The sequence below is a fragment of the Streptomyces sp. NPDC053048 genome (assembly GCF_044547045.1).
In the GTDB taxonomy this organism is placed as follows: Bacteria; Actinomycetota; Actinomycetes; order Streptomycetales; family Streptomycetaceae; genus Streptomyces.
Window position 1 is genome coordinate 234812 of sequence record NZ_JBITZS010000009.1, and the last position, 22800, is coordinate 257611.

Sequence of the window (22800 nt, forward strand, 5' to 3'; positions counted from 1 at the left end):
TAGGCTTGCGCCATGACGAAGTGGACGCCCACGCACGAGGCACCCGAGCCCCTGGAAGGCCCTGTCGTCGCCACCATCACCGGGGGCACGATCGTGTGGTTCGTCCTCTTCCTCGTCCAGTTGCCCTTTTTTGGGTGGTACCGGGACGAGGGGCTGCTGTGGTGGCTGTGGACGTGCGCGGCCGGCGGCGGCCTGGGCCTGATCGGCATCTGGTACGTGCGGCGGCGTGACGCGGCCCTCAAGGCTGCCGCCACCGGTTCCGACCAACCTCGCGTTTCCGGCTGACCGCCGTCTGGGGTGCCGCGCCGCGCCTCCGGCGCGGGTTTCCCCCACCCACCGCCCGATTGCCCGGAACGGGCCTCTTGCCGATCCTGGGTGCGGCCCGGTGGTCAGGGGCGGGGGCCGGGGGCTCCGGAGGGTATTCCGGAGTCGGATATTTACGGGCCCGTTGCCGTCCGGCGCATTGAGTGCCCGGAACTTGGGCCCACAAATATCCGGCAGCACTCCGGAACACCCTCCTCCGCCCCCGGCCCCCTCGCGCCGTCGGCCCCCTTGCCCTCGCCGGGGCAGCTGCCCAAGTGCGGGCCGGTGGGTGGGCACAAACCAGCGGCCTGCAGCCAGCGAACGGGCGGAGGGCAAGCCCACCCCCACTCCCCCACCGGCCCGCACGGTGGACCGGCGGGAGGGACCGGGGCCTACCCACCCACCGGCCGTCACCCGGCGTACGGACGGGAGGGGCCGGGGCGGGCTGGGACGGGCCCTGGCAGGGGCGTAAGGGTTATTTGCGGCGTCGTTCCGGGTCAGCCCGACGCAGGACAGGGGCCGTAAATAATCCAGCCCCAGAAGGGCCCGGCCCAGACCGACCCGGCCCCGCCCCACAGCGCACCCCCAGACACGCGGCTACGGTCGAACCATGAGCGAAGCGTCCCCGCCCGCCGCAGGCCTCACCAGCAACGAGGTCGCCGAACGCATCAACCGGGGCGAGGTCAACGACGTCCCCGTGCGCTCCTCCCGTTCCACCCGCGACATCGTCCGGGCCAACGTCTTCACCCGCTTCAACGCCATCATCGGCGTCCTCTTCCTGATCATCCTGATCGTCGGCCCCATCCAGGACGGCCTCTTCGGCTTCGTCATCATCGCCAACACCGCCATCGGCATCGTCCAGGAGCTCCGCGCCAAGAAGACCCTCGACTCCCTCGCCGTCATCGGCGAGGCCAGGCCCACCGTCCGCCGCGACGGCACCGCCACACCCGTCGCCACCGGCGAGATCGTCCTCGGCGATCTCATCGAGCTCGGCCCCGGCGACAAGTGCGTCGTCGACGGCGAGGTGCTCGAGGCCGACGGTCTCGAGATCGACGAATCGCTGCTCACCGGCGAGGCCGACCCGGTCCTGAAGCAGCCCGGGGACAGGGTGATGTCCGGTTCCTTCGTGGTCGCCGGCAGCGGCGCCTTCACCGCTACCAAGGTCGGCCGCGAGGCCTACGCCGCGCAGCTGGCGGAGGAGGCCTCCCGGTTCACGCTCGTCCACTCCGAGCTGCGCACCGGCATCAGCCAGATCCTCAAGTACGTGACCTGGATGATGGCCCCCACCGCGATCGGCCTGATCATCAGCCAGTCCGTCATCGAGGACCGCGACTGGAGGGAAGCGGTCCGCCGCATGGTCGCCGGGATCGTGCCGATGGTCCCGGAGGGCCTGGTGCTGCTGACCTCCGTGGCCTTCGCCATCGGCGTCATCCGGCTGGGGCGCAAGCAGTGCCTGGTGCAGGAGCTGCCGGCCATCGAGGGTCTGGCCCGCGTCGACGTGGTCTGCCTCGACAAGACGGGCACCCTCACCGAGGGCGGCATGGACGTCAGCGAACTGCGCGTCCTGCCCGGCGCCCGCGCCGACGAGACGTACGTGCGCCGGGTGCTGGGCGCCCTCGGGGAGTCCGACCCGCGCCCCAACGCCAGCCTCCAGGCCATCATCGACGCCTACCCCGACGGCAGCGGCTGGCGCTGCACCGACTCGCTCCCCTTCTCCTCGGCCCGCAAGTACAGCGGCGCCACACTCGTCACCGAGAACAGCAACAGCAACTGGCTGCTGGGCGCCCCTGACGTCCTCCTCCCCTCCGGCGACCCCACGCTCACCGAGATCGACGACCTCAACGCCAAGGGCCTGCGCGTCCTGCTCCTGGCGCGGGCCGACCGCGCGTTGGCGGACCCGCGCGTCACCGAGGACGTACGTCCCACCGCGCTGGTCGTCCTCGAGCAACGGCTGCGCTCGGACGCGGCGGACACCCTGCGCTACTTCGCCGAGCAAAACGTTTCAGCAAAGGTGATCTCCGGCGACAACGCGGTCTCCGTCGGCGCGGTCGCCGGCAAACTCGCCCTGCCCGGCGCGGACGCCCCCGTGGACGCGCGCCGGCTCCCGGCCGAACGGGACGCCATGGCCGGGGAACTCGACCGGGGCGCCGTCTTCGGCCGCGTCACGCCCCAGCAGAAGCGCGACATGGTCGCGGCCCTCCAGTCGCGCGGCCACACCGTCGCCATGACCGGCGACGGCGTCAACGACGTACTGGCCCTCAAGGACGCCGACATCGGCGTCTCCATGGGCTCGGGCTCCGAGGCCACCCGGGCGGTCGCCCAGATCGTGCTGCTCAACAACAGCTTCGCCACGCTGCCGTCGGTCGTGGCGGAGGGCAGGCGCGTGATCGGCAACATCACCCGCGTGGCCACGCTGTTCCTGACGAAGACGGTCTACTCGGTCCTGCTGGCCGTCCTCGTCGTCTGCACCCGCGTCCCCTACCCCTTCCTGCCGCGCCACCTGACGCTGCTGTCCACGCTGACGATCGGCGTGCCCGCCTTCTTCCTGGCCCTGGCGCCCAACAAGGAGCGGGCCCAGCCGCACTTCGTCCGGCGCGTGATGCGCTACGCGATCCCCTCCGGGGTGATCGCGGCGGCGGCCACCTTCGCCGTGTATCTGCTGGCGCGCCATTACTACGCGGGGGCGGGCGCGCTGGGGGCCGAGACGAGCGTGGCGACGCTCACGCTCTTCCTGACGTCGATGTGGGTGCTGGCGATCATTGCGCGGCCGTACACGTGGTGGCGGGTGGCGCTGGTGCTGGCGATGGGGGCGGGGTTCGTGATCGTCCTGCTGACGCCGTGGCTGCAGAGTTTCTTCGCGTTGCGGTTGGTGGGGGCGACCATGCCGTGGGCGGCGGTGGCCGTTGCCGGGTTGGCGGCCGTCGCTTTGGAGTTCACCTGGCGGTGGGTGAGCCGCCGCTTCCCGGCGTGATGGGGCCCGGCCCCGTGCCCGAGCCCGCTGCGCCGGGTACGGGGCCAGTTCCGGGTGCGGCCCGGTGGGTGGGTTTGTGCCCACCCGTTCCGCCCTGCGGAACGATTGCCCACAAACCGGGGGCGGAGGCGACTGCCCACAAACCGGCCCGCAGCCGACGAGCGGACGGGAGGGGCCGGGGCGGGCTGGGACGGGCCCTGGCAGGGGCGTAAGGGTTATTTGCGGCGACCTGCCGGGTGAGCTCAACACGTAACCCGAGGCCGTAAATAATCCAGCCCCAGAAGGGCCCGTCCCAGACCGACCCGGCCCCGCCCCACAACGCACCCGCACCCGCACCCGCTAGTCGAACCACCGATCCCGCGCCAGTTCCTCCGTCCGCGACGCATCCTCCAGCAACGCCGCCGCCTCGAACCGCCGCGCCCACGCCCCCGCCGCCCAGGCCAAGCCCGCGGCCACGCCTTCCAGCGTCGCCGCGTGCAGCACCCCGTCCGGCCCGTAGCGCCAGTCCAGCTCGACGCCGCCCACGACGAGCTCCTCGTGCTCGACGTACGTCTCCGGCGCCCCCGGAAGCAGCACCCGCACGCCCTCCGGAACCTCCCTGACCTCGCCCTCACCCAGCGGCCCCCGCGTCACCACCGCCTCACTCAGCCGCCGCACCTGCAGCAGCTCCGCGAGCTCCCCGGCCCGGTCCGGCCGCACCGGCAGCAACGCGACGCCCGCCGCCAACGGCAGCAGATCCGGAGCGTCAGCGACCACCGCGTCCCCGGCGTCCACCACCCGCACCTCCCCGTCCACGACAGCCCGCAGTTCGTCCGGCAGCGTCACCTCCGACGGATCGAGATCGGCCAGCGCCCCGTACAGCGCGTGCAACTGCGCCGGCGCCACCGCCCGTTCCGGATCCGCCAGCCGCCCCAGCAGCTCCGCCGCGCCCCCGGGCTCGTCCAGCAGGGCGGCCACGGAGGTCCGTACGCCCAGGGCACGCAGCACCTGCTCGTCCGCGAGACCGGCCGCGTCCGCCGCCTCGTAGAGACCCGCCAGCAGCGGATCGCCGCCCTCCACGCGCAGCCCGGCGGGCCGCCGACCGTCCAGGACGGGGTGGCCGCGCAGCCACCACGCGGCGTACGGGCGCACGGACTCGGTCGTGCCGTCCGGCAGCAGCACCCGTACCGGCGCGGTCAGCGCGTCCCGCAGCGGCGGCCGGGACAGCAGCGCCAGGGCCTCCGGCCAGGCGTCGTCGTCGACGAGGTCGAGGTCCCGGACGGCCACGATCTCCGTCGCGACGGGCGGGACGGGCGTGTCGGGCAGCCGGTCCAGTACGTCCTCGCACCACACGTCGACGGCGTCCAGCAGCCCGACGTCGTCGGGCTCGGCGAAGTCGCCGTCGCGCGGCTCGAGTTCGTCGGGATCCAGGACGACATCGGTCGCCCGTACGAGCGCGAAGTCGGCCAGCACGCCGACCGCCGTCAGCGGCTGCTCGCCCCACCGCTCGACGAGCTCGGCGTCGCAGGCGGCGAGCTCGCCGGGGCGGATGACGCGTTCGAAGGGGCTGCCGGGCAGGACCAGTTCCCCGGCCGGGGCGAGCTCGCCGTCCTCGTCGGGGAGGGCAAGGGCGGCCAGCCAGGGCTCGTCGCCGGGGACCAGGTCGGCGTCGCGGACGAGCGTGAGCACGACGTCGACGAGGGCGTCGGCGTCCAGCCCCTCCTCGTCCCAGACGTCCTCCGCGTCCAGCGAGGCCGCCACCGCCGCCCGCACCTGGGGCGTCGTCAGTACGGCCCGCGGCGAGCTCGGCGTGGCGCCGAGCTTCTCCAGCAGCGGGTGGGCGGCGTCCGGGTGGGCGACCTGCAGGCCCAGGCGCGAGAGCCGCTCGGACCCCGCCGCGTCCGCGGCGGGGAGCAGCACCCGGCGCGGCCCGATGGCCGTGCGGCCGTCCGCGAGGGGCACGGGCAGGCCGGTCAGCCGGTCGGGGTCGACGCCGGCGAGGCTGTCGTAGAGCCGCCACCACCAGCTCGCCGGGCGCTCGGCGCCGGCGAGACGGTCGATGGCCTCACCCAGCGGCACCCGCGTCACCCCGAGCGCACGCAGCTCCTGCCGGCGCTCGAGCCCCGCGGGCAGCAGGTTGGGGAACAGCTCGCCCAGCACGGCGACGGTCTCGGCCCCCGCCCCCTCCACGATCTCGGCGTACACGGGCCGCAAAGCAACACGCTCACCGTCGTGACCGCTCGGCGCCCCGCCGTCGTCCCAGGTCTGCGTGGCCGCGTCGGGGCCCTGAGTCCACGGGATGCCCTCGATGCCGCCGCCCTCGGCCTGCGGCAGCTCCCGCACCTCGGCGCCCGAGGCGGCACTCGGCAGGAACGGCACGCGCGGCAGCAGCTCCAGCACCCGCCGCCGCAGCTCGGCGTCCAGGGCGCCCGTGGCCAGCGGCGCGGGGACGAGATCGAGGGTGCCGGCGGAGACGGGATGCCACTCCCGAACCAGATCCGTATAGACGGCTGCGGCGCGCTCGGTGAGGAAGTCCGTGAGCGGGCCGGGGGCCGTGTGGCGGCGCGTGGGCTCCAGCGGGAACGTGGCGATCAGCAGGCCGGGCAGGCCCAGCGGCTCGTCCGTGGGGGTCGGGGCGTGCACGACGGGCGCGGTGCGCGGCCGTACGGGGGCGCCGTCGGCGCCCACGGGAACGGCCCAGGTGACCGACCAGTGCGGGCGCAGACGCTCCTCGACGGGCCGGTCGGCGAGCAGCCCGGCGTCCAGCCGGCCTCCGGCGCTCTCCACCCGCCAGCGGGCCGGCCCGGCGGCACGGGCCGAGTCCTCGATGACGACGTACGGGCCCTCCTGGCGGCGCGTCAGGATGCGCTCGGCGCCGTCCGGCGTCTCGACGACGACCTCGGCCAGGCCGGGCAGGGTCAGCAGCAGCGCGTCGTCGATCCGGGCGAGCAGACGCTGGGTCAGGTCCTCGGCGGCGCCGTCCCGCAGCGGCAGGACGACGACGGTGTCGTACCCGTCCGGGGCCGAGCCCTCGGCCGGGAACGGAAGCCGGAGCAGTGGCACGTGGCCCTCGCGGCGGCGGATCTCGCCGCCGAGCCCGGGGCTGCCGGCGGCGACGCCCTCGGTGAGGGCGCGGGCCTCGGCGAGGGACCAGCGCACGCCGCCGGTGCGGCCGACGAGGGCGGGTTCGTCGCTGACGGCGAGCACGGCGGCGAATCCGACACCGAAGCGGCCCACGGCCGCCGCGGTCCCGCTCTCCTCCCGCTTCGCCGATGCCCGCAGCGTGGACAGGGACTCGACGCCCGTGGCGTCGATGGGCACGCCGGTGTTGGCGGCGGCGAGGGTGGCGGGCCGGCCTTCGGTGGCGGCGCGCAGCGTGAGCCGGAGCCGCCCGGGGACGCCGGCGCGGGCCGCCGCGTCGGCGGCGTTCTGGGCGAGCTCGACGACGAGGCGGTCGCGGTAGCCGCCGAGGGCGAGGTCCTCCTCGGCGTTGGCGTCCTCGCGGAACCGCGCGGGTGAGGCCACCCACGCGTCGAGCACGCCACGCCGCAGGCGCGCGGTCCCGAACGGATCCATTCCCGTGCCGGTCACGTCTCGTCGTCTCCCTGTGCGGTGGCCACTGCGTTCTGCCGTGAACGTACAGGGTGCGAGGGTGCGGGTTCGTTGTGGGGCGGGGCCGGGTCGGTCTGGGCCGGGCCCTTCTGGGGCTGGATTATTTACGGCCTCTGGTTACGTGTCAGGGTCACCCGGCAGTTCGCCGCAAATAACCCTTACGCCCCTGCCAGGGCCCGTCCCAGTCCGCCCCGGCCCCTCCGGCCGCCTGCTACCTGCGGGCCGGTGGGTGGGCACAAACCGGCCGACGGCCCGCAGTCGGCGAACCGGCGGGAGGGGGCCGGGGGCGGAGGAGGGTGTTCCGGAATGCTGCCGGATATTTGTGGGCCCAAGTTCAGGGCACCCTGCACAGGAGACGGCCACGGGCCCGTAAATATCCGATTCCGGAATACCCTCCGGAGCCCCCGGCCCCCGCACCCGGCACCCGGCACCCGGCACCGGAAAAACCGGCACCGGAAAAACCCGGCACGGTCAGGCGTGCCCCAGATCCGCCTCGTCCTCGCCCTCCGGCGCCTCCCGCAACGGAAGCTCGTCCACCAGCGTCTCGTCCACCACCGGCGCCGCCGGCCGCGGCGCCTTCGGCATCACGGCCGCCTCCGAGTGCCCCCCACACCCGTACGCCAGCGACACCACATGCCCGTCCGCCGGCCCGAACTCGTTGCCGCAGATCCCGAACGCCTGCCCGAGCGACCCCCCGATCGGCACCAGGAAGCCGCAGCTCACGCACGACGCCGGCGCCGCCTGCGCCATCGCCGTCTTGGGGCCGTGCGACTCGTCCCACCGGTCGGCGGCGGTGTGCAGCCCGTACCGCGAGAGCACCCGGGCACGGCGCATGCCCAGCTCCTCGGCGAGGGCGGTGACGGAGCCGCGCGCGGGCGCGGTCGGCTGGGCCGAGGGGGGGCCGGCGGAGACGTCGGCGTCCTCCGCGTCCGCGAGCTCGGCCATCTCCTCGGAGAGGACGGAGTTCGGCGGCGGCTCCTCCTCACCGGACCAGCCGGGCTCCAGCCGCAGGTCGTCGGCCTGGGTGGGCAGCAGGTCGCCGGGGCCCATGTCGCCGGGGCGCAGCCGCTCGCTCCAGGGCACCCATTCGGGTGCCAGGAGCGCGTCGGGGCCGGGCAGCAGGACGGTCTCGTCGAGGGTGACGTTCTTGGCGCGGGAGGCGCGGGCGACGGTGACGGCCCAGCGCCAGCCCCGGTAGCCGGGGTCGTCGGAGGCGAAGTAGTGCGTGACGACACGGTCCCCGTCGGCGACGACCTCGACGTGGTCGCCGACCTTCCCGGGCAGCGCGGCTTCCTCGGCCGCCGTCCGGGCGAGTTCGACCGCCTCGGCGCACAGGCGGTCCGGGGTACGGCTTCGCATCGCAGCACTCACAAGAATCGATTCTCTCTTCCACGCCGTCTCACGAGTGCGCCAGCCGAACGGTCGGGGCGGCGGACGGAGCGGACCGGAGGACCGCGTCGACGTCCGCGCCCGAACGGCCTCGGGCGCACCTGTCATCACCCATTCTGCGGGATCTGGACTCGGGGTGCGGCCAAAGCGGCGGCCGGTGGCGCGCTACGCACGCTACCCCGCGCGGCCGCCCGGGGGATACCCGGGCTTCGGCGAGCCCCCGACGAGGTGCCGGGCGCGCCCGGTGGATGCTTCGAAAGTGCCCTGCCCGGTGCCAGTTGGGGCAGTATGGCGTGGTGGGAGCCATCCGGTCAGCCGAAGGCGGTCCGCTCCGCCGTACGGCCCGGAGCGTCGGCCGGGTGCTCCGCGCGCCCTTCACAGGGGCCGCCCGGGGGGTACGCAGAGCGACGCACGCGCACGGTGCGGGCGAGTCGGGGCTGGGCAAGCTGATCGAGCTGCACGCCGTGAATTCGGCGGGTGATGTGCTGATCACGATCGCGCTGGCGTCCACGGTGTTCTTCTCGGTGCCCACGGACCAGGCCAGGGGGCGCGTGGCGCTGTACCTGGCGGTGACGATGGCGCCCTTCGCGCTCCTGGCGCCGGTGATCGGGCCGCTGCTGGACCGCGTCCCGCACGGGCGGCGCGCGGCGATGGCGGGGGCGATGCTGACGCGGGCGCTGCTGGCGCTGACGATGTCGGGGGCGGTGGCGACGGGCGGGCTGGAGCTGTATCCGGCGGCGCTGGGCGTGCTGGTGGCGTCGAAGGCGTACGGGGTGGTGCGCTCGGCGGTGGTGCCGCGGCTGCTGCCGCCGCGGATCGCGCTGGTGAAGGCGAATTCCCGGGTGACGCTGGGGGGCCTGCTGGCGACGGGACTGGCGGCCCCGCTGGGTGCGGGGCTGCATCAGCTGGGGCCGGCGTATCCGTTGTACGGGGCGTGCGCGGTGTTCGCGTTCGGTACGTATCTGTCGTTGTCGCTGCCGCACAAGGTGGACTCGGCGAAGGGCGAGGCGCGGGCGCGGCTGACGGCGGACGGGCACCGGCAGCATCCGCCGCGGCAGCGAAAGGCGTGGGCGGCACGCGGGCGTGCCGGGCGTCTGGGGAATGCCGGGCGCCTCGGGCGCACGCGGCGTGCCCGGCGCGACCGGCGCGCGCGGCCGGGGCTGCGCACGGTGGGTGCATCGGTGCTGCACGGTCTGCAGGCGAACGGGGCGCTGCGGATGCTGTCGGGGTTCCTGACGTTCTTTCTGGCGTTCCTGTTGCGGGTGCATCCGCTGGGTGGGCTGAGTCCGGCGTTCTCGCTGGGTGTGGTGGCGGTCGCGGCGGGTGCGGGGAACGCGCTGGGGACGGCGATGGGGGCGCTGCTGCGTTCGCGGGGCCCGGAGAAGATGATCGCGCTGGTGCTGTCGGTGGTGCTGGGGACGACGGTGGTCACGGCGGTGCTGTTCAGCACGTTGTTCGTGGTCGTGGTGGCGGCGGTGGCGGGGATCTCGCAGGCGCTGGGGAAGCAGTCGCTGGACGCGCTGATCCAGCGGGACGTGCCGGAGGAGGTCCGTACGTCCGCTTTCGCCCGTTCGGAGACGCTGTTGCAGATGTGCTGGGTGGTCGGTGGGGCCATCGGCATCCTGCTGCCGCTGAACGGTGTGCTGGGCATGGCGGTGGCGGCCGGCTTCCTGGCGCTGGGGGCGGCCACTGCCGTACGGGGCCTGCTGGCGGCCGCGCGGCGCGGCTCGCCGTACCCGCGCGTGGCGTGAGCCGGGGGGCCCGATAGCCTGCCCGCATGACCGCTGCGATTTTCCGGGGCAAGCGCCGCCGCGCCGCTGCCGCCGTCGGTGCCGTGACCTTCGGGCTCATCGCCCTCTCCGCCTGCGACAAGCCGACGCCGCTGGCGACGGTGACCGTCGGTTCGACCACGGTGACCTCCGAGGCCGCCTGCTACGAGGACGGCGACGCGCTCGCCAACGACAAGATCCTCGGCTGCATGAAGGAGAGCTCCGGCAAGACCGTCAAGGCGGCCATGGAGGACAAGGTCCGCTTCGGCGTCGACCCGAAGATCGCCGAGGAGGGCTGGACGATCTTCATCAACGGCCAGCCGGCCGAGCAGGAGCCGAACAAGAAGACGTACCGGACGATTCCGGCGAGCGCCTTCTTCGCCGGCGGCCAGGGCGGCGCCACGAAGGAGACGAAGGTCAGCCTCGTGGAGACCGCCTCGGGCAAGGCGCTGGGCGTCTGGAACTTCACCCTCGAGCGCGACTGACGGCGCCGCTGATGCGTGTTCTCGTCGTCACCGCCGTCACGGCGGAACGCGACGCCGTGACGGCCGCGTCCGGGCCGCCCCCGGGGGAGGTCCGGCTGCCCGGCGGCACCCTGCTGCACCGGGTGAAGCCGGGCAATGCCGACGGTCCGGTGCTCGACGTGCTGGCCGCGGGCGTCGGTCCGGCCGCCTCGGCGGCCGGCGCCGCGACGGCGCTGACCGCCGCCGCGCTGACCGGTGAGCCCTACCAGCTGGTGATCGCCTCCGGCATCGCGGGCGGCTTCGCGCCGCGCGCCGGGCTGGGCGCGGTGGTGGTCTCCGACGCGATCGTGGCGCCCGACCTGGGCGCGCAGTCCAGCGACGGCGGCTTCCTGTCGCTGTCCGAGCTGGGCTTCGGCGTGATCGAGCACCGGGTGCCCGAGCCGCTCGCGCGGCGGGTGGCGGAGGCGACCGGCGCGGTGCGCGGCGAGGTGCTGACGGTGACGTCGGCGACGGGCACCGCCGAGCGGGCCGCGGAGCTGACGGCGCGCCACCCGGACGCGGTGGCCGAGGGCATGGAGGGCTTCGGGGTCGCCGAGGCGGCGGTGGCGCACCAGGTGCCGGTGATCGAGCTGCGGACGGTCTCCAACGCGGTGGGACCGCGCGACCGGGGCACGTGGCGGGTCGGCGAGGCACTGGCGGCGCTCACCGGCGCCTACCGCAGGCTCCATCCCGTACTGACCGGAGATCCGGAGGTTTCCCCGTGAGCGAGCCGGTGCGGATCGCCTATTCGCCGTGCCCGAACGACACGTTCGTCTTCGACGCCTGGGCCCACGGCCGGGTGCCGGGGGCGCCGCCGCTGGACGTCACGTTCGCGGACATCGACATCACCAACGGCATGGCCGAGCGCGGCGAGCACGATGTGCTGAAGGTGTCGTACGCGGTGCTGCCGTGGGTGCTGGACGAGTACGCGCTGCTGCCCTGCGGCGGGGCGCTGGGGCGCGGCTGCGGCCCGCTGGTGCTCACCCGCGAGGCGGCGCGGCCGGCGGATCTGGCGGGGAGGACGGTGGCCGTGCCGAGCGAGCGCTCGACGGCCTATCTGCTGTTCCGGCTGTGGGCGGCGGCCGAGGTGCCGGAGGGCGTCGGCGAGGTCGTCGTCCTGCCGTTCCACGAGATCATGCCCGCGGTGCGCGACGGCAAGGTGGACGCCGGCCTGGTGATCCACGAGGCCCGCTTCACCTACCGTGACTACGGGCTCGAGTGCCTGGCCGACATGGGCGAGCACTGGGAGAAGACCACGGGGCTGCCCATTCCGCTGGGCGCCATCATCGCCAAGCGGTCCCTGGGGGCGGCGAGGCTGCGGGAGCTGGCGGAGGCCGCGCGCACGTCCGTGCGGATGGCCTGGGACGATCCGGAGGCCTCCCGCCCGTACGTCCTGGAGCACGCGCAGGAGATGGATCCGGCGGTCGCGGACCAGCACATCGGGTTGTACGTCAATGAGTTCACCGCCGACCTGGGCGAGGCCGGCTACGCCGCGGTGCGCGGGCTGCTGACCCGCGCCGCGGCCGAGGGGCTGGTGCCGCCCCTCGGCCCGGACGCGCTCGACTTCGTGTGACCGTCCCGCGCTCGGCGTGACCGTCCCGCGCTCGCGGGAGGCCGGCGCTCGCGGAACGGCCGGTGCTACACGTCGAGCTGGTCGGCCACCGCGCGCAGCATGCCGGCGATCTTGGAGCCGTGGGCCTTGTCGGGGTAGCGGCCGCGCTCGAGCTGCTGGGTGACGTTCTCCAGGAGCGTGGTGAGGTCCTGGACGATGGAGGCGAGTTCGTCGGGCTTGCGGCGCTGCGCCGCCGCGACCGACGGGGTGGGGTCGAGCAGGATCACGGACAGCGCCTGGTCACCGCGCTGGCCTGCCACGACCCCGAACTCCACGCGCTGGCCGGGCTTGAGGGAATCGACCCCGTCCGGGAGCACCGAGGAGTGCACGAAGACGTCTCCGCCGTCGTCGCGGGAGAGAAAGCCGAAGCCCTTCTCGCTGTTGAACCACTTGACCTTGCCGGTAGGCACGTCTGTCCTCGTCCTCGTGTCTCGTCGGATACCGAAAAAGCGAAAAATCTGCAATCAACAGAAAAACTGCTCTGGATAGCACTACAGCGGGCCGCAAGACCCGCTACCCCCAAGGCTAATGGTCCCGGGCCCGGTGACAAGACGTCCTCGGGCCGTACCGCTGCGCGTCCGTTCCGATCGCCGTCATCCGGCCGCCATACCGCCGCCCATGGATCTACCCTGGTCAGGTGAGTAGCGAAACGCCCCGAGCCGGGGATCTGCTGGTACGGGTCGGCGCCGTCGTCTTCCTCGTGGGCACGGTGGCCACGCTGGCCACCGTCGCACCGCTGTTCCTGGGGGCCGATCCGCTGCCGCCCGCGGCGTACTTCGTGTGCATGTTGATGGGTGCCGGGTTCCTGATCGCCGGGGCCGGGGTGCTGCGCTCGATCGCCGAGCAGCGCCGTCAGGCGCGCGCGGCGGTGGACCCGGCGGCGTAGCGGCCGCGCAGCCAGGCGGGGAAGTCCGTCAGGCCGCCGTCCAGGACCACGTCGGCTCCCGCCGCGCGCAGCTCGGCCGCGGTGTACGGGCCGGTGGGCACCGCCACGGCCAGCGCCCCGGCTCTTCGCGCCCCGCGGACGTCCCCGATGTGGTCGCCGACGTAGACGGAGGCGCCGTGCTCGCGCAGGGCGCCCGCCTTGGCCTCGGCCCACAGGTCGCCGATGAGCTCGTCGGGCCGGATGTCCAGGTGCTCCAGATGGAGCCGGGCGTTCCGGGGGTTCTTGGCGGTGACGACGATGGCCCTGCCGCCCAGTTCCCGGATCGCGGCCAGGGACTCGCGGGCGCCGGGCATGGCGGGCGAGGGCAGGATGCCGTGCTCGGGGTAGCCGGCGAGGTAGACCGCGTTGGCGTGCTCGACGCGCTCCTCGGGGAACCAGTTGCGCAGCTCCTCCTTGAGCGGCGGGCCCAGGCGCCCGATGACGAGGTCGATGTCGATGTGGGTGCCGGTGGCGGCGACCAGCGCCTCGTACGCGGCCCTGATGCCGGGGCGGGAGTCGACCAGCGTCAGGTCGAGGTCGAAGCCGACCGTGAACCGGTGGCCGGTGCGCGGGAGCGGGGTCATGCCCCACATTGTGCCGCGCACCCCACCCGTACACTGAGGGCCGCCTTACCCAGGCTCGAACACACGACCATGGCTGGTTTCTTTCGGTTTCCCGTCGGTGTCCGTCGTCCGTTCGTTCCCTCAGCCGCCCGCCGAAGTGGAAGCAATGCAAGCCGCCGTCCCGATCAGCAGCCCCGGATCGTCCATGATCCGCCGCCGCGTCGGCTGGACGGCGGCCGCGGTCGTCGCCCTGCTCGTCGCGATCCTCCTCAGCCTCGCCGTCGGCAGCCGGCCGGTGGCGCCCTCCCAGGTGCTGCACGCGCTGCTGCACGACGGTGACGACAGCGCGACGACGATCGTGCGGAGCATGCGCCTGCCGCGCACGGCCGTCGGCCTGATGGTGGGCGCGGCCCTCGCGATGGCGGGCACGGTCATGCAGGGCGTCACCCGCAATCCCATCGCCGACCCCGGCCTGCTCGGCATCAGCCAGGGCGCCGCGCTGGGCGTGGTGCTGGCGATCGCGGTGGCGGGGGTGCACCACCCCGGCGACTACGTGTGGTTCGCCTTCGCCGGCGCGGCCGTGGCGTCGGTGGCGGTGTACGCGATCGCCGCGCGCGGCCGCGGCGGGGCCTCGCCGCTCAAGCTCGCGCTGGCGGGCGCCGCGCTCAACGCGCTGATCGTCTCCGTCATCAACGGCATCCTGACGACCCAGGCCGCGACGCTGGACGAGTTCCGCTTCTGGCAGATCGGCTCGATCGCCGGGCCCGGCAGCGACATGGCCCTGAAGATCTGGCCGTTCCTGCTGGCGGGCACCGTGCTGGTGCTGTCGGTGGCACGCGGCCTGGACGCGCTGGCGCTCGGCGAGGACGTCGCCAAGGGGCTGGGCCAGAACGTGGCGCTCGTGCGGATCACCGGCGGCATCGGCGCGACGGTGCTGACGGGCGTGGGCGTCGCGGCCGCCGGGCCCATTGCCTTCCTGGGCCTGGCCGTGCCGCACATCGTGCGCGCGCTCGTCGGCGCCGACCACCGCTGGGTCCTGCCGATGGCCGCACTCGTGGGGCCCGTGATGCTGCTGGGCGCCGATGTCATCGGCCGCATCCTCTACGAGGGCAGCGAGGTGCCCTCCGGTGTGATGACCGCGCTGATCGGACTGCCCTTCCTCGTCCTGCTCGTCCGCCGCAAGGCGGTGGCGGCGTGAGCGCGATACCGACTTCCACGAAGGGGGCGCGGCCCGCCGGGTACGCGCTCGTACGGGCCGGGCGGGCGTCGTTCCTGGTGCACCGGCGCGGCACGGCCGTCGCGCTGGGCCTGGCGCTGCTGCTGGCCGCCGCCTGCCTGACATACCTGTGCGTCGGCAAGACCTGGACCGCGCCCGGCGACGTGATCGACGTGCTGCTGGGACGGCCCTCGCCCGAGGAGTTCACGGTCGGCACCGCGCGGCTGCCCCGGATGACCGTCGGCCTGCTGGCCGGCGCGGCCTTCGGCGTGGCCGGGGCGCTCATCCAGACGGTGGCCCGCAACCCGCTGGCCAGCCCGGACGTCATCGGCGTCAGCCAGGGCGCGAGCGCGCTGACGGTCGGCGCGATGACCTACGGCGTCACCTCGCTGGCCGTCATGCCCTACCTGTCCGTAGCGGGCGGGCTGCTGGCGGCGGTGCTGGTGTACTTCTTCGCCTGGCGGGGCGGGCTGCAGGCCGCCCGGTTCGTCCTGGTGGGCATCGGTTTCGCGATCGCGCTGCGCTCGGTCACCCATCTGTTCCTGACCAAGGGCGACTATCTCGTCGCCCAGCAGGCGAAGGTGTGGATGACCGGTTCGCTGAACGCGCGCGGCTGGGACGAGGCGGTGCCGCTGGCGTGGGCGCTGCTGGCGCTGGCCCCGTTCGTGTGCTGGGCGGCGCGCGCGCAGCGCACGGTGTCCATGGACGACGACACGGCGACCGCGCTGGGCGTACGGCTGGGCCGGGTGCGGCTGGGTCTGGTGCTGGTGGGCGTGGTGCTGGCCTCGGTGGCCACGGGCGCGGCCGGGCCGGTGGACGGGGTGGCGCTGCTGGCTCCGCAGATCGCCCGCCGCATGACGCGCACCGCGCAGATCCCGCTGCTGTGCTCGGCGCTCATGGGCTCGCTCGTCGTGGTCCTGGCGGACCTGCTGGGCCGCAAGCTGTTCGAGCCGGTCGAGCTGCCGGTGGGCGTGCTGACGGCCGTCGTCGGCGCCCCGTATCTGATCTGGCTGATCGCCCGCAGCCGTACCGGAGGAAACGCGAGATGACCACCGAAGTCGTGGCCGGTGCCGGCGCCGGCCGGCTCAGCGCCCGTGACCTGACGCTCTCCTACGAGGAGCGCACGATCGTCGAGGGCCTGGACCTCGACGTCCCGGACGGCGAGATCACGGTCGTCGTGGGGCCGAACGCCTGCGGCAAGTCGACGCTGCTGCGCGCGCTGGGCCGGCTGCTGAAGCCCACGCGCGGCTCGGTGCTGCTGGACGGCGCGGAGCTCGCCCGGATACCCACCCGGACGATCGCACGGTCGCTGGGGCTGCTGCCCCAGACGCCGGTGGCGCCGGAGGCCATCACGGTCGCCGACCTGGTGGCCCGCGGCCGCCAGCCGCACCAGCGGTGGTGGCAGCAGTGGTCGGAGGAGGACGAGCAGGCCGTCGCCGAGGCCATGGCCCGCACCGACGTCGCCGAGCTCGCCGACCGCGCGGTGGACGAGCTCTCGGGCGGCCAGCGGCAGCGCGTGTGGATCGCGATGGCCCTCGCCCAGCAGACGGACCTGCTGCTCCTCGACGAGCCCACGACCTACCTCGACATCTCCCACCAGGTGGAGGTCCTCGACCTGTGCCGCCGGCTCAACCGCGAGCGCGGCCGCACGGTGGTGGCGGTGCTGCACGACCTCAACCAGGCGGCCCGCTACGCGGACCATCTGGTGGCGATGAAGGCCGGCCGGATCGTGGCGCGGGGCCGCCCGTCGGAGGTGGTGACGGCGGAGCTGGTGCGCGAGGTGTTCGGCCTGGAGTCGGTGGTGGTGCCCGATCCGGTGACGGGCGGTCCGCTGGTGGTTCCGGGGAAGCCCTGGGAAGCGGCGTAGCGCGTCACCGGGCCGAGGCTCAGCCCGGCTTGCGCGCCCGCCACAGGACGAACGCCGCCGAGGCGAGGGCCGCGGCCTTGACGACCACCGGCCAGGTGTCGGACAGCGCCGCCGCCATCTCCCCCTGCGGTATGGGGTCGCCCCAGCGCCCGTTGACGCGCCCCCACAGCCACAGGACCCCGCCCGCCACGGCGAGGCCCGGCACGCCGATGACCGCCCACTTCGACTCGGTCTGGGTCAGCCGGCGGGTGACGTAGGCCAGGGCCCAGCCCGCCACGAGCACGAGCCAGTTGCCGATGACGGCGCCGACGACCAGCAGGACGGCCACGAGCAGCAGCAGGGGGCTCATGGGGACGCCGGCGCGGGAGCGCCAGAGGCTGAAGCGCGGCTCGTCGGAGTCGCCGCCGTCCTCCTCGTCCTGCGCGCCGCTGGTCCTCTTCCCCGCCTCCTCCCGCGGGCCGGCTTCCGGCAGGGTGTCCGGCGCGGCAGGAGGCGGCTTGAGCATGTCGGGGATCTCGATGCCGCCCGTGAACCCGTGCACCGCGTCCCCGCCCGTGAACGCCGGCCCCGGCTCCACGCTCCACCAGTCGGGTTCGCCGCCGCCGCGCGGCCGCAGTTCCTCCTCGGTCGCCAGGTGCGGCGGCGACGCGGCGCCCGGGACGCGGGCGGCGGCCGGACGGTCGTCACTGCGCTGGACAGGCACCCGCCCGGCGCCCTCGGCGGCGCCCAGGAGGGCGTCCGCGCCGGCCACGGCCTCGGCGGGGGTGCCCAGGCCGTCGAGGATGCGCTGGACGGCGGCCGGGGTGTCGGCGGCCTCGGCGGCCCGGCGCCGCTCGATCTCGGCCCGCAGCCGGGAGACCAGGCGCATCCGCTCGCCGGAGGTCAGCGACTGTCTCTGGGCGAGGTCCCCGACCTTGCTCAAATAGTCGTAAACGAGCTGATCGCTCTCGATCCCCATGTGAACCCCCAAGCCCGTACGAGCCGCCGAACCCCACCGAAGGTACCGGTTTCCCCGCCCTCCGGTCCCGGCCCGCGGCCGGGCGGGGCGGAACCGGGTCCGAAGCCGGGGCCGATCCGCGGCGACCCGGTACCGTAAGCAGAATGACCACTTCTCGGGAGACCGGCGGCACGGGCGGCGGGACCGGCGCGGGGCCGCGCACGCTCGCCGAGGAGCTGCGCGGCCGCCCCGACGAGGACCTCGCCGGGCTGCTGCGCGCGCGTCCCGACCTGCTCAGCCCCGTGCCCGGCGACCTCACCCAGCTGGCCACCCGCGCCGCCACCCGGGCCTCCGTGCTGCGCGCGCTGGACCACCTCGACCGGTTCGCCCTGCAGGTCGCCGAGGCGCTCGCGGTGGCCCCGGACCCCTGCCCGTACGACACGCTGGCCGCCCTCATGACGGGCGATCCCGGGGCCGCCTCCGACGATCCGCGTATCGCGGCCGAGCTGCCGCGCGCCGTCGCCACCCTGCGCGAACAGGCCCTGATCTGGGGTGGCGAGGACCGGCTGCGCCTGGTGCGCACCGCCCGCGAGCTGCTGGCGCCCACGCCTGCCCGCCCCTCGCCCACCGGGCTGGGCCCCACGGTCGCCGAGGCGGTGACGGGCATGTCCCCGGGCCGGCTGCAGGAGATCATCGCCGCGGCGGGCCTGCCCGCCACCCACGACCCGGTGACGGCCGTCACCGCCCTGACCGAGCTGTTCGAGGACCGCACGCGCATGGCGGCGCTGCTCGCCCCGGCCCCCGACGAGGCCATGGCCGTCCTCGGCAAACTGCTGTGGGGCCCGCCGCACGGCACCGTGACGGCCGAGCCGGCCCCGCACCTGCGCTGGCTGCTGGACCGCGGCCTGCTGCTGCCCACGGCCCCCGGCAGCGTGGTGCTGCCCCGCGAGGTCGCCCTGCACCTGCGCGCCGGGCGCGCGCACCGCGCCCCCGAGCCGGTGGCCCCCGAGCCGGCCCCCGTGACCGAGCACAACGCGCGCGTGGTCGACGCGACCGCCGCCGGACAGGCCTTCATGGCGCTGACGACGGTGGAGGAGCTGCTGAAGGAGTGGGAGAGCGCGAGCCCCCTCGTCCTGCGGGCGGGCGGCCTGAGCGTGCGGGACCTCAAGCGCACCGCGACCGTCCTCGACACGACGGAGGCGAACGCGGCGTTCTGGGCCGAGCTCGCCCACGCCGCCGGCCTGCTGGCCTCCGACGGCGACGTCGACGAGCGCTACGCCCCCACCCCCGCCTACGACGACTGGCTGCTGCTGCCCGCCGAGCAGCGCTGGACGGCACTGGCCACGGCCTGGCTCGCGGCGACGCGGACGCCGGGGCTGGCCGGCGAGAAGGACGCCAAGGGCCGGACGCTGGCCGCGCTGGGCCCCGACCTGGACCGCGGCCCCGCCCCCGAGGTCCGCCGCCGCGTGCTGGACCTGCTGGCCGGTCTGCCCGCCGGCGCCTCCGTCCCGGCGGAGGCGCTGCTGGCCCGGCTGTCCTGGGAGCGCCCGCCGCGCTCCGCGACGGACGACCTGCGCGCGCGGCTGGCGATGTGGACGCTGGCGGAGGCCGAACAGCTGGGCGTCACCAGCCGGGGCGCGCTGGCCGCGCACGCCCGCACCCTGCTGAGCGACCCCGCGGCCGCCGCCGCCGAACTCGCCCCGCTGCTGCCCGAGCCGCTGGACCACGTCCTGCTGCAGGCCGACCTGACGGCCGTGGCGCCCGGCCCGCTGCGCCGTCCGCTCGCGCAGACGCTCGCCGTGCTGGCGGACATCGAGTCCAAGGGCGGGGCGACCGTCTACCGGTTCACGCCCGAGTCGGTACGCCGCGCCCTGGACGCGGGCCGCACGGCGGCCGACCTGCACGCCTTCCTGGGCGCGCACGCGCGCACTCCCGTGCCGCAGCCGCTCGCCTACCTCATCGACGACGTGGCGCGCCGCCACGGCCACCTGCGGGTGGGTGCCGCGTCCTCGTACGTGCGCTGCGACGACGAGGGCATGCTGGCGGAGATCCTGGCCGACCGGCGTTCGGCGCCGTTGCGGCTGCGCCGCCTGGCGTCGACCGTGCTGGCCGCGCAGGCGGCGCCCGACACGCTGCTGGAGGTGCTGCGGGTGATGGGCTACGCGCCCGCCGCCGAGTCCGCCGAGGGCGACGTCCTGATCACACGCGCCGACACCCACCGCACGCCGCCGCGCACACCTCCCGTGCCGGTCCCGGAGGGTCCGCCGGTGCCCGACGCCACGCTGCTGGGCGCGGCCGTCCGCGCCATCCGGGCCGGTGACATGGCGTCCACGGCACAGCGCAAGCCCGTCGCCGCCCCGGCCCCGGCGGGCGGCGGCCTGCCGCGCACCACGTCGGCCGACACGCTGGCCACGGTGCAGGCGGCCGTGCTGACGGGCGCCGCCGTGTGGATCGGCTACGTCAACGCGGACGGTGCCGCCAGCCAGCGCGTCATCGCCCCGATCCGGGTCGAGGGCGGCTTCGTGACGGCGTACGACCACACGGCCGACGAGGTGCGCACCTATCCGCTGCACCGCATCACGGGGGTGGCGGAGCTGGCGGACGACCACGTGTAGACGGCCGCGCGCAAAGGCCTTGCGGCGGAGGGAGGTTCAGCCGGTCGCCGCTTCCTTCTCCGCCGCCTCCGCCGCCGCCATCTCCCGGCTCACGCCGAAGAAGTACGTCGCCGCGAAGCCCACCGCGTACCCGGCGAGCAGTCCGGCCCCGTAGACCGCCACGGCCCGCCACGGTCCCTGACCGCCCGTCAGCAGGGGGAACAGCGCCCAGCCCGAGGGCCCGATGGCCGTCGCACCGCAGCTGGCGCCCAGCTGGTGGAACAGTCCGACGAGGCCGCCGCCGAAGGCGCCGCCCACGCACGCGGTGACGAACGGGCGCCCCAGTGGCAGCGACACGCCGTAGATCAGCGGCTCGCCGATGCCCAGGACGCCGGCCGGGAGCGCCGAACGGATGACCCTCCGTACGGAGGTGTTGTGCGACAGCCGGACGTACACCGCCAGGGCCGCGCCCACCTGCCCGGCGCCCGCCATCGCGAGGATGGGCAGCAGGACCGTGTGGCCCTGCTCGGCGATGAGCGTGGTGTGGATGGGGATCAGCGCCTGGTGCAGGCCCAGCATCACCAGCGGCAGGAACAGACCGCCCAGCACGAAGCCGGCCGCCGCGCCGCCGCTGCTCAGCAGCCAGTCCGCGAAGTGCCCGATGGCGCCGGAGACCGCGCCGGCCGCGTACATCAGCCCGTACAGCGTCACCAGCCCCGGCAGCAGCACCGTCACGAACGGCGTGACCAGGACGTCCACCGCCTCCGGGACGACGCGCCGGCAGCCCTTCTCCACGTACACCGCCAGCAGCGCGGCGCCCAGCGCGCCCAGCACCCCGCCCTGCCCCGGCGAGAGCTCGAGGCCGAACGCGGACACCTGACCGACACCCGGATGGACGACGACGGCCGCGACGGCCCCGCCCAGGACGGGCGTGCCGCCGAACTCCTTGGCCGTCTGATAGCCGACGAACACCGCGATCAGGGACATGAAGCCCCCGGCGATCGCGGTCAGGGCCGGTACGAGCGCGGGGGCCAGGCGCAGGTTGGCGAGCAGGCCGGCGAGGCCGGCGACGATGCCGCAGCCGATCAGGGCGGGGATCAGCGGGACGAAGATGTGCGCGACGCGGCGCAGCAGGAGTTTGAACGGGGTGGCGTTGCGGGCGCCGCGCTCGGCCCGCAGGGCGGCGCCGCGCCCGGCCAGCGACTCGCCGGTGAGGTCGTTGCCGGTGAGGCCTTCGGCCGCGACGAGGCGTTCGAGCCGGGGCGCGACCCGGGCGACGGTTCCCGGCCCCAGCACGATCTGGAACGACTCCGCGTCCTCGACGAGCCCCAGGACGCCCGGCAGCGCGCGCAGCGCGTCGGCCCGGACCAGGGAACGCTCCCGCACCTCCACGCGCAGCCGGGTCATGCAGGCGGCGACGGAGGCGACGTTGCCCGCGCCGCCGAGCAGGGGCAGCAGCGCGGCGGCCGTCGCGCCGTACTCGTCGCCGCCCGCCGGATCGCGCGCCGGATCGCGCGCCGGTTCGTCCGCCGGTTCGTCTGCTGGCATGAGGCCTTGCTTCATCGCGTCATCAGAACATGACGCCAGGTGACGCTACGTCAGCCACACGCCGAACGCAGGGCGGCGCGCAGATGACCGTCCGACTCCTTCAGCAGGCGGGCCGCCGTGGGCCCGTCGACCTCGCCCAGAAGGACGAGGATGGCGTTCTTCACCTCGCCGTCCGTCGCGGCCAGCGCGGCCTCGATCTCGCTGTCCGCCGCGCCCGTCGCGAGCGCCACGATGCGCCGGGCGCGGGCGCGCAGCTTCTCGTTCGAGGCGCGGACGTCGACCATCAGGTTCCCGTACGTCTTGCCGAGCCGGATCATCGTGATGGTCGAGAGCATGTTGAGGACGAGCTTCTGCGCCGTGCCCGCCTTCAACCGGGTGGAGCCGGTGAGCAGTTCGGGCCCCACGACGACCTCGATGGCGTGCTCGGCCGCCTCCCCCAGCTCGGAGCGGGCGTTGCAGGCCAGCCCGATGGTCAGGGCGCCTGCGGCACGGGCGTGCCGGACGGCGCCGACGGCGTAGGGAGTGCGGCCGGAGGCGGAGACGCCGACGACGGTGTCGTCGGGCCCGATGCCCAGCGCGGCCAGGTCCTCGCCGGCCAGCGCGTCGCTGTCCTCGGCCCCTTCGACGGCCGTGACCAGTGCTTCGGGCCCGCCCGCTATCAGGCCGACGACCTGCGCGGGGTCAGTGTTGAAGGTGGGCGGGCACTCGCTGGCGTCCAGCACGCCCAGCCGCCCGGCGGTGCCCGCGCCCGCGTACACCAGCCGGCCCCCGCGGGCCATGCGGTCGGCGGTGGCGTCGATGGCGGCGGCGATCTCGGGCAGCCGTTCGGCGACGGCGGCGGCCACCGTCGTGTCCTCGGCGTTCATGATCTTGGCGATGGCCTGTGTCGGCAGCCGGTCGATGTCGGCGAGGTCGGCGCGGAACGCCTCGGTGGTGAGCGTCGCCAGCTGGGCTCGGAGTGCGGCGAAGGCGGCGGTCGAGGTCATGGGCGGGCGGGCTCTTTCCGTCGGAG

At 74.6% G+C, this 22800-nt stretch carries 18 protein-coding genes; 11 read left to right on the top strand and 7 right to left on the bottom strand.

Features of this window, described 5'->3' with window-relative positions:
• Positions 1 to 12 precede the first annotated feature (12 nt).
• Positions 13 to 285 (top strand): DUF2530 domain-containing protein, encoded by a 273-nt coding sequence (locus ACIG36_RS24815; protein ID WP_399931773.1) that lies wholly within the window; start codon positions 13 to 15, stop codon positions 283 to 285.
• Between the two features lie 628 nt (positions 286 to 913).
• A complete protein-coding gene (locus ACIG36_RS24820) occupies positions 914 to 3274 on the top strand; it encodes an HAD-IC family P-type ATPase (protein WP_399931775.1) in 2361 nt (786 codons plus the stop codon).
• Between the two features lie 339 nt (positions 3275 to 3613).
• On the opposite strand, the gene ACIG36_RS24825 is transcribed toward ACIG36_RS24820, so the two are convergent.
• Complete coding sequence (locus tag ACIG36_RS24825) at positions 3614 to 6829, bottom strand: sacsin N-terminal ATP-binding-like domain-containing protein (RefSeq protein ID WP_399932303.1); 3216 nt, start codon at positions 6827 to 6829, stop codon at positions 3614 to 3616.
• A gap of 507 nt (positions 6830 to 7336) precedes the next feature.
• A complete protein-coding gene (locus ACIG36_RS24830; RefSeq protein WP_399931778.1) occupies positions 7337 to 8224 on the bottom strand; it encodes a DUF3027 domain-containing protein in 888 nt (295 codons plus the stop codon).
• 326 nt (positions 8225 to 8550) lie between these two features.
• Between ACIG36_RS24830 and ACIG36_RS24835 the strand changes: the two genes are divergently transcribed.
• The 4 genes from ACIG36_RS24835 to ACIG36_RS24850 are packed head-to-tail and all read left to right on the top strand — an operon-like array spanning position 8551 to position 12099.
• Positions 8551 to 10005 carry an MFS transporter gene (locus ACIG36_RS24835; protein WP_399931781.1) on the top strand — a complete coding sequence of 485 codons (1455 nt, stop codon included), beginning with the start codon at positions 8551 to 8553 and terminating at the stop codon, positions 10003 to 10005.
• A 26-nt stretch (positions 10006 to 10031) separates the two neighbouring features.
• A complete protein-coding gene (locus tag ACIG36_RS24840) occupies positions 10032 to 10508 on the top strand; it encodes a DUF2771 domain-containing protein (RefSeq protein ID WP_399931784.1) in 477 nt (158 codons plus the stop codon).
• 11 nt (positions 10509 to 10519) lie between these two features.
• A complete protein-coding gene (locus tag ACIG36_RS24845; RefSeq protein ID WP_399931787.1) occupies positions 10520 to 11251 on the top strand; it encodes a futalosine hydrolase in 732 nt (243 codons plus the stop codon).
• Positions 11248 to 12099, top strand: coding sequence for a 1,4-dihydroxy-6-naphthoate synthase (locus ACIG36_RS24850; protein ID WP_399931790.1), 852 nt, complete (start codon positions 11248 to 11250; stop codon positions 12097 to 12099). Before ACIG36_RS24845 ends, ACIG36_RS24850 begins: the two co-directional genes overlap by 4 nt.
• A 65-nt stretch (positions 12100 to 12164) precedes the next feature.
• Here the strand turns inward: ACIG36_RS24850 and ACIG36_RS24855 are convergent, their stop codons facing one another.
• Positions 12165 to 12548, bottom strand: coding sequence for a cold-shock protein (locus ACIG36_RS24855; RefSeq protein WP_399931793.1), 384 nt, complete (start codon positions 12546 to 12548; stop codon positions 12165 to 12167).
• A gap of 227 nt (positions 12549 to 12775) precedes the next feature.
• Here ACIG36_RS24855 and ACIG36_RS24860 point away from each other — a divergent pair, with 227 nt between their 5' ends.
• Positions 12776 to 13024 (top strand): hypothetical protein, encoded by a 249-nt coding sequence (locus ACIG36_RS24860; protein WP_399931796.1) that lies wholly within the window; start codon positions 12776 to 12778, stop codon positions 13022 to 13024.
• Here ACIG36_RS24860 and ACIG36_RS24865 read toward each other — a convergent pair.
• Entirely contained in the window at positions 12991 to 13647 is a 657-nt protein-coding gene (locus ACIG36_RS24865) for an HAD family hydrolase (RefSeq protein ID WP_399931799.1), read from the bottom strand. The two genes, ACIG36_RS24860 and ACIG36_RS24865, sit on opposite strands and share 34 nt — an antisense overlap.
• A gap of 145 nt (positions 13648 to 13792) precedes the next feature.
• On the opposite strand from ACIG36_RS24865, the gene ACIG36_RS24870 reads away from it, so the two are divergent.
• Genes ACIG36_RS24870 through ACIG36_RS24880 form a run of 3 tightly spaced genes read left to right on the top strand, consistent with a single transcriptional unit; the run spans position 13793 to position 16709 of the window.
• Entirely contained in the window at positions 13793 to 14824 is a 1032-nt protein-coding gene (locus ACIG36_RS24870) for a FecCD family ABC transporter permease (RefSeq protein WP_399931802.1), read from the top strand.
• Positions 14821 to 15891 carry a FecCD family ABC transporter permease gene (locus ACIG36_RS24875; RefSeq protein ID WP_399931805.1) on the top strand — a complete coding sequence of 357 codons (1071 nt, stop codon included), beginning with the start codon at positions 14821 to 14823 and terminating at the stop codon, positions 15889 to 15891. The genes ACIG36_RS24870 and ACIG36_RS24875 overlap by 4 nt, the downstream gene beginning before the upstream one ends.
• Entirely contained in the window at positions 15888 to 16709 is an 822-nt protein-coding gene (locus tag ACIG36_RS24880; RefSeq protein WP_399931808.1) for an ABC transporter ATP-binding protein, read from the top strand. Before ACIG36_RS24875 ends, ACIG36_RS24880 begins: the two co-directional genes overlap by 4 nt.
• Before the next feature lie 19 nt (positions 16710 to 16728).
• Here the strand turns inward: ACIG36_RS24880 and ACIG36_RS24885 are convergent, their stop codons facing one another.
• Positions 16729 to 17667 (bottom strand): hypothetical protein, encoded by a 939-nt coding sequence (locus ACIG36_RS24885; RefSeq protein ID WP_399931811.1) that lies wholly within the window; start codon positions 17665 to 17667, stop codon positions 16729 to 16731.
• A gap of 143 nt (positions 17668 to 17810) precedes the next feature.
• Here ACIG36_RS24885 and ACIG36_RS24890 point away from each other — a divergent pair, with 143 nt between their 5' ends.
• Positions 17811 to 20261 (top strand): helicase-associated domain-containing protein, encoded by a 2451-nt coding sequence (locus ACIG36_RS24890; protein ID WP_399931813.1) that lies wholly within the window; start codon positions 17811 to 17813, stop codon positions 20259 to 20261.
• Positions 20262 to 20297: 36 nt separating this feature from the next.
• On the opposite strand, the gene ACIG36_RS24895 is transcribed toward ACIG36_RS24890, so the two are convergent.
• Entirely contained in the window at positions 20298 to 21788 is a 1491-nt protein-coding gene (locus ACIG36_RS24895) for a PTS transporter subunit EIIC (RefSeq protein ID WP_399931815.1), read from the bottom strand.
• A gap of 50 nt (positions 21789 to 21838) precedes the next feature.
• Complete coding sequence (murQ, locus tag ACIG36_RS24900; RefSeq protein ID WP_399931818.1) at positions 21839 to 22774, bottom strand: N-acetylmuramic acid 6-phosphate etherase; 936 nt, start codon at positions 22772 to 22774, stop codon at positions 21839 to 21841.
• Positions 22775 to 22800 lie beyond the last annotated feature (26 nt).

Coding starts and splice junctions, on each gene's coding strand:
- ACIG36_RS24845 (WP_399931787.1), top strand. CDS start 10,520: ATGCGTGTTCTCGTCGTCACCGCCGTCACGGCGGAACGCGACGCCGTG.
- murQ (WP_399931818.1), bottom strand. CDS start 22,774: ATGACCTCGACCGCCGCCTTCGCCGCACTCCGAGCCCAGCTGGCGACG.
- ACIG36_RS24865 (WP_399931799.1), bottom strand. CDS start 13,647: ATGACCCCGCTCCCGCGCACCGGCCACCGGTTCACGGTCGGCTTCGAC.
- ACIG36_RS24885 (WP_399931811.1), bottom strand. CDS start 17,667: ATGGGGATCGAGAGCGATCAGCTCGTTTACGACTATTTGAGCAAGGTC.
- ACIG36_RS24895 (WP_399931815.1), bottom strand. CDS start 21,788: ATGCCAGCAGACGAACCGGCGGACGAACCGGCGCGCGATCCGGCGCGC.
- ACIG36_RS24890 (WP_399931813.1), top strand. CDS start 17,811: ATGACCACTTCTCGGGAGACCGGCGGCACGGGCGGCGGGACCGGCGCG.
- ACIG36_RS24880 (WP_399931808.1), top strand. CDS start 15,888: ATGACCACCGAAGTCGTGGCCGGTGCCGGCGCCGGCCGGCTCAGCGCC.
- ACIG36_RS24815 (WP_399931773.1), top strand. CDS start 13: ATGACGAAGTGGACGCCCACGCACGAGGCACCCGAGCCCCTGGAAGGC.
- ACIG36_RS24825 (WP_399932303.1), bottom strand. CDS start 6,829: ATGGATCCGTTCGGGACCGCGCGCCTGCGGCGTGGCGTGCTCGACGCG.
- ACIG36_RS24870 (WP_399931802.1), top strand. CDS start 13,793: ATGCAAGCCGCCGTCCCGATCAGCAGCCCCGGATCGTCCATGATCCGC.
- ACIG36_RS24820 (WP_399931775.1), top strand. CDS start 914: ATGAGCGAAGCGTCCCCGCCCGCCGCAGGCCTCACCAGCAACGAGGTC.
- ACIG36_RS24830 (WP_399931778.1), bottom strand. CDS start 8,224: ATGCGAAGCCGTACCCCGGACCGCCTGTGCGCCGAGGCGGTCGAACTC.
- ACIG36_RS24840 (WP_399931784.1), top strand. CDS start 10,032: ATGACCGCTGCGATTTTCCGGGGCAAGCGCCGCCGCGCCGCTGCCGCC.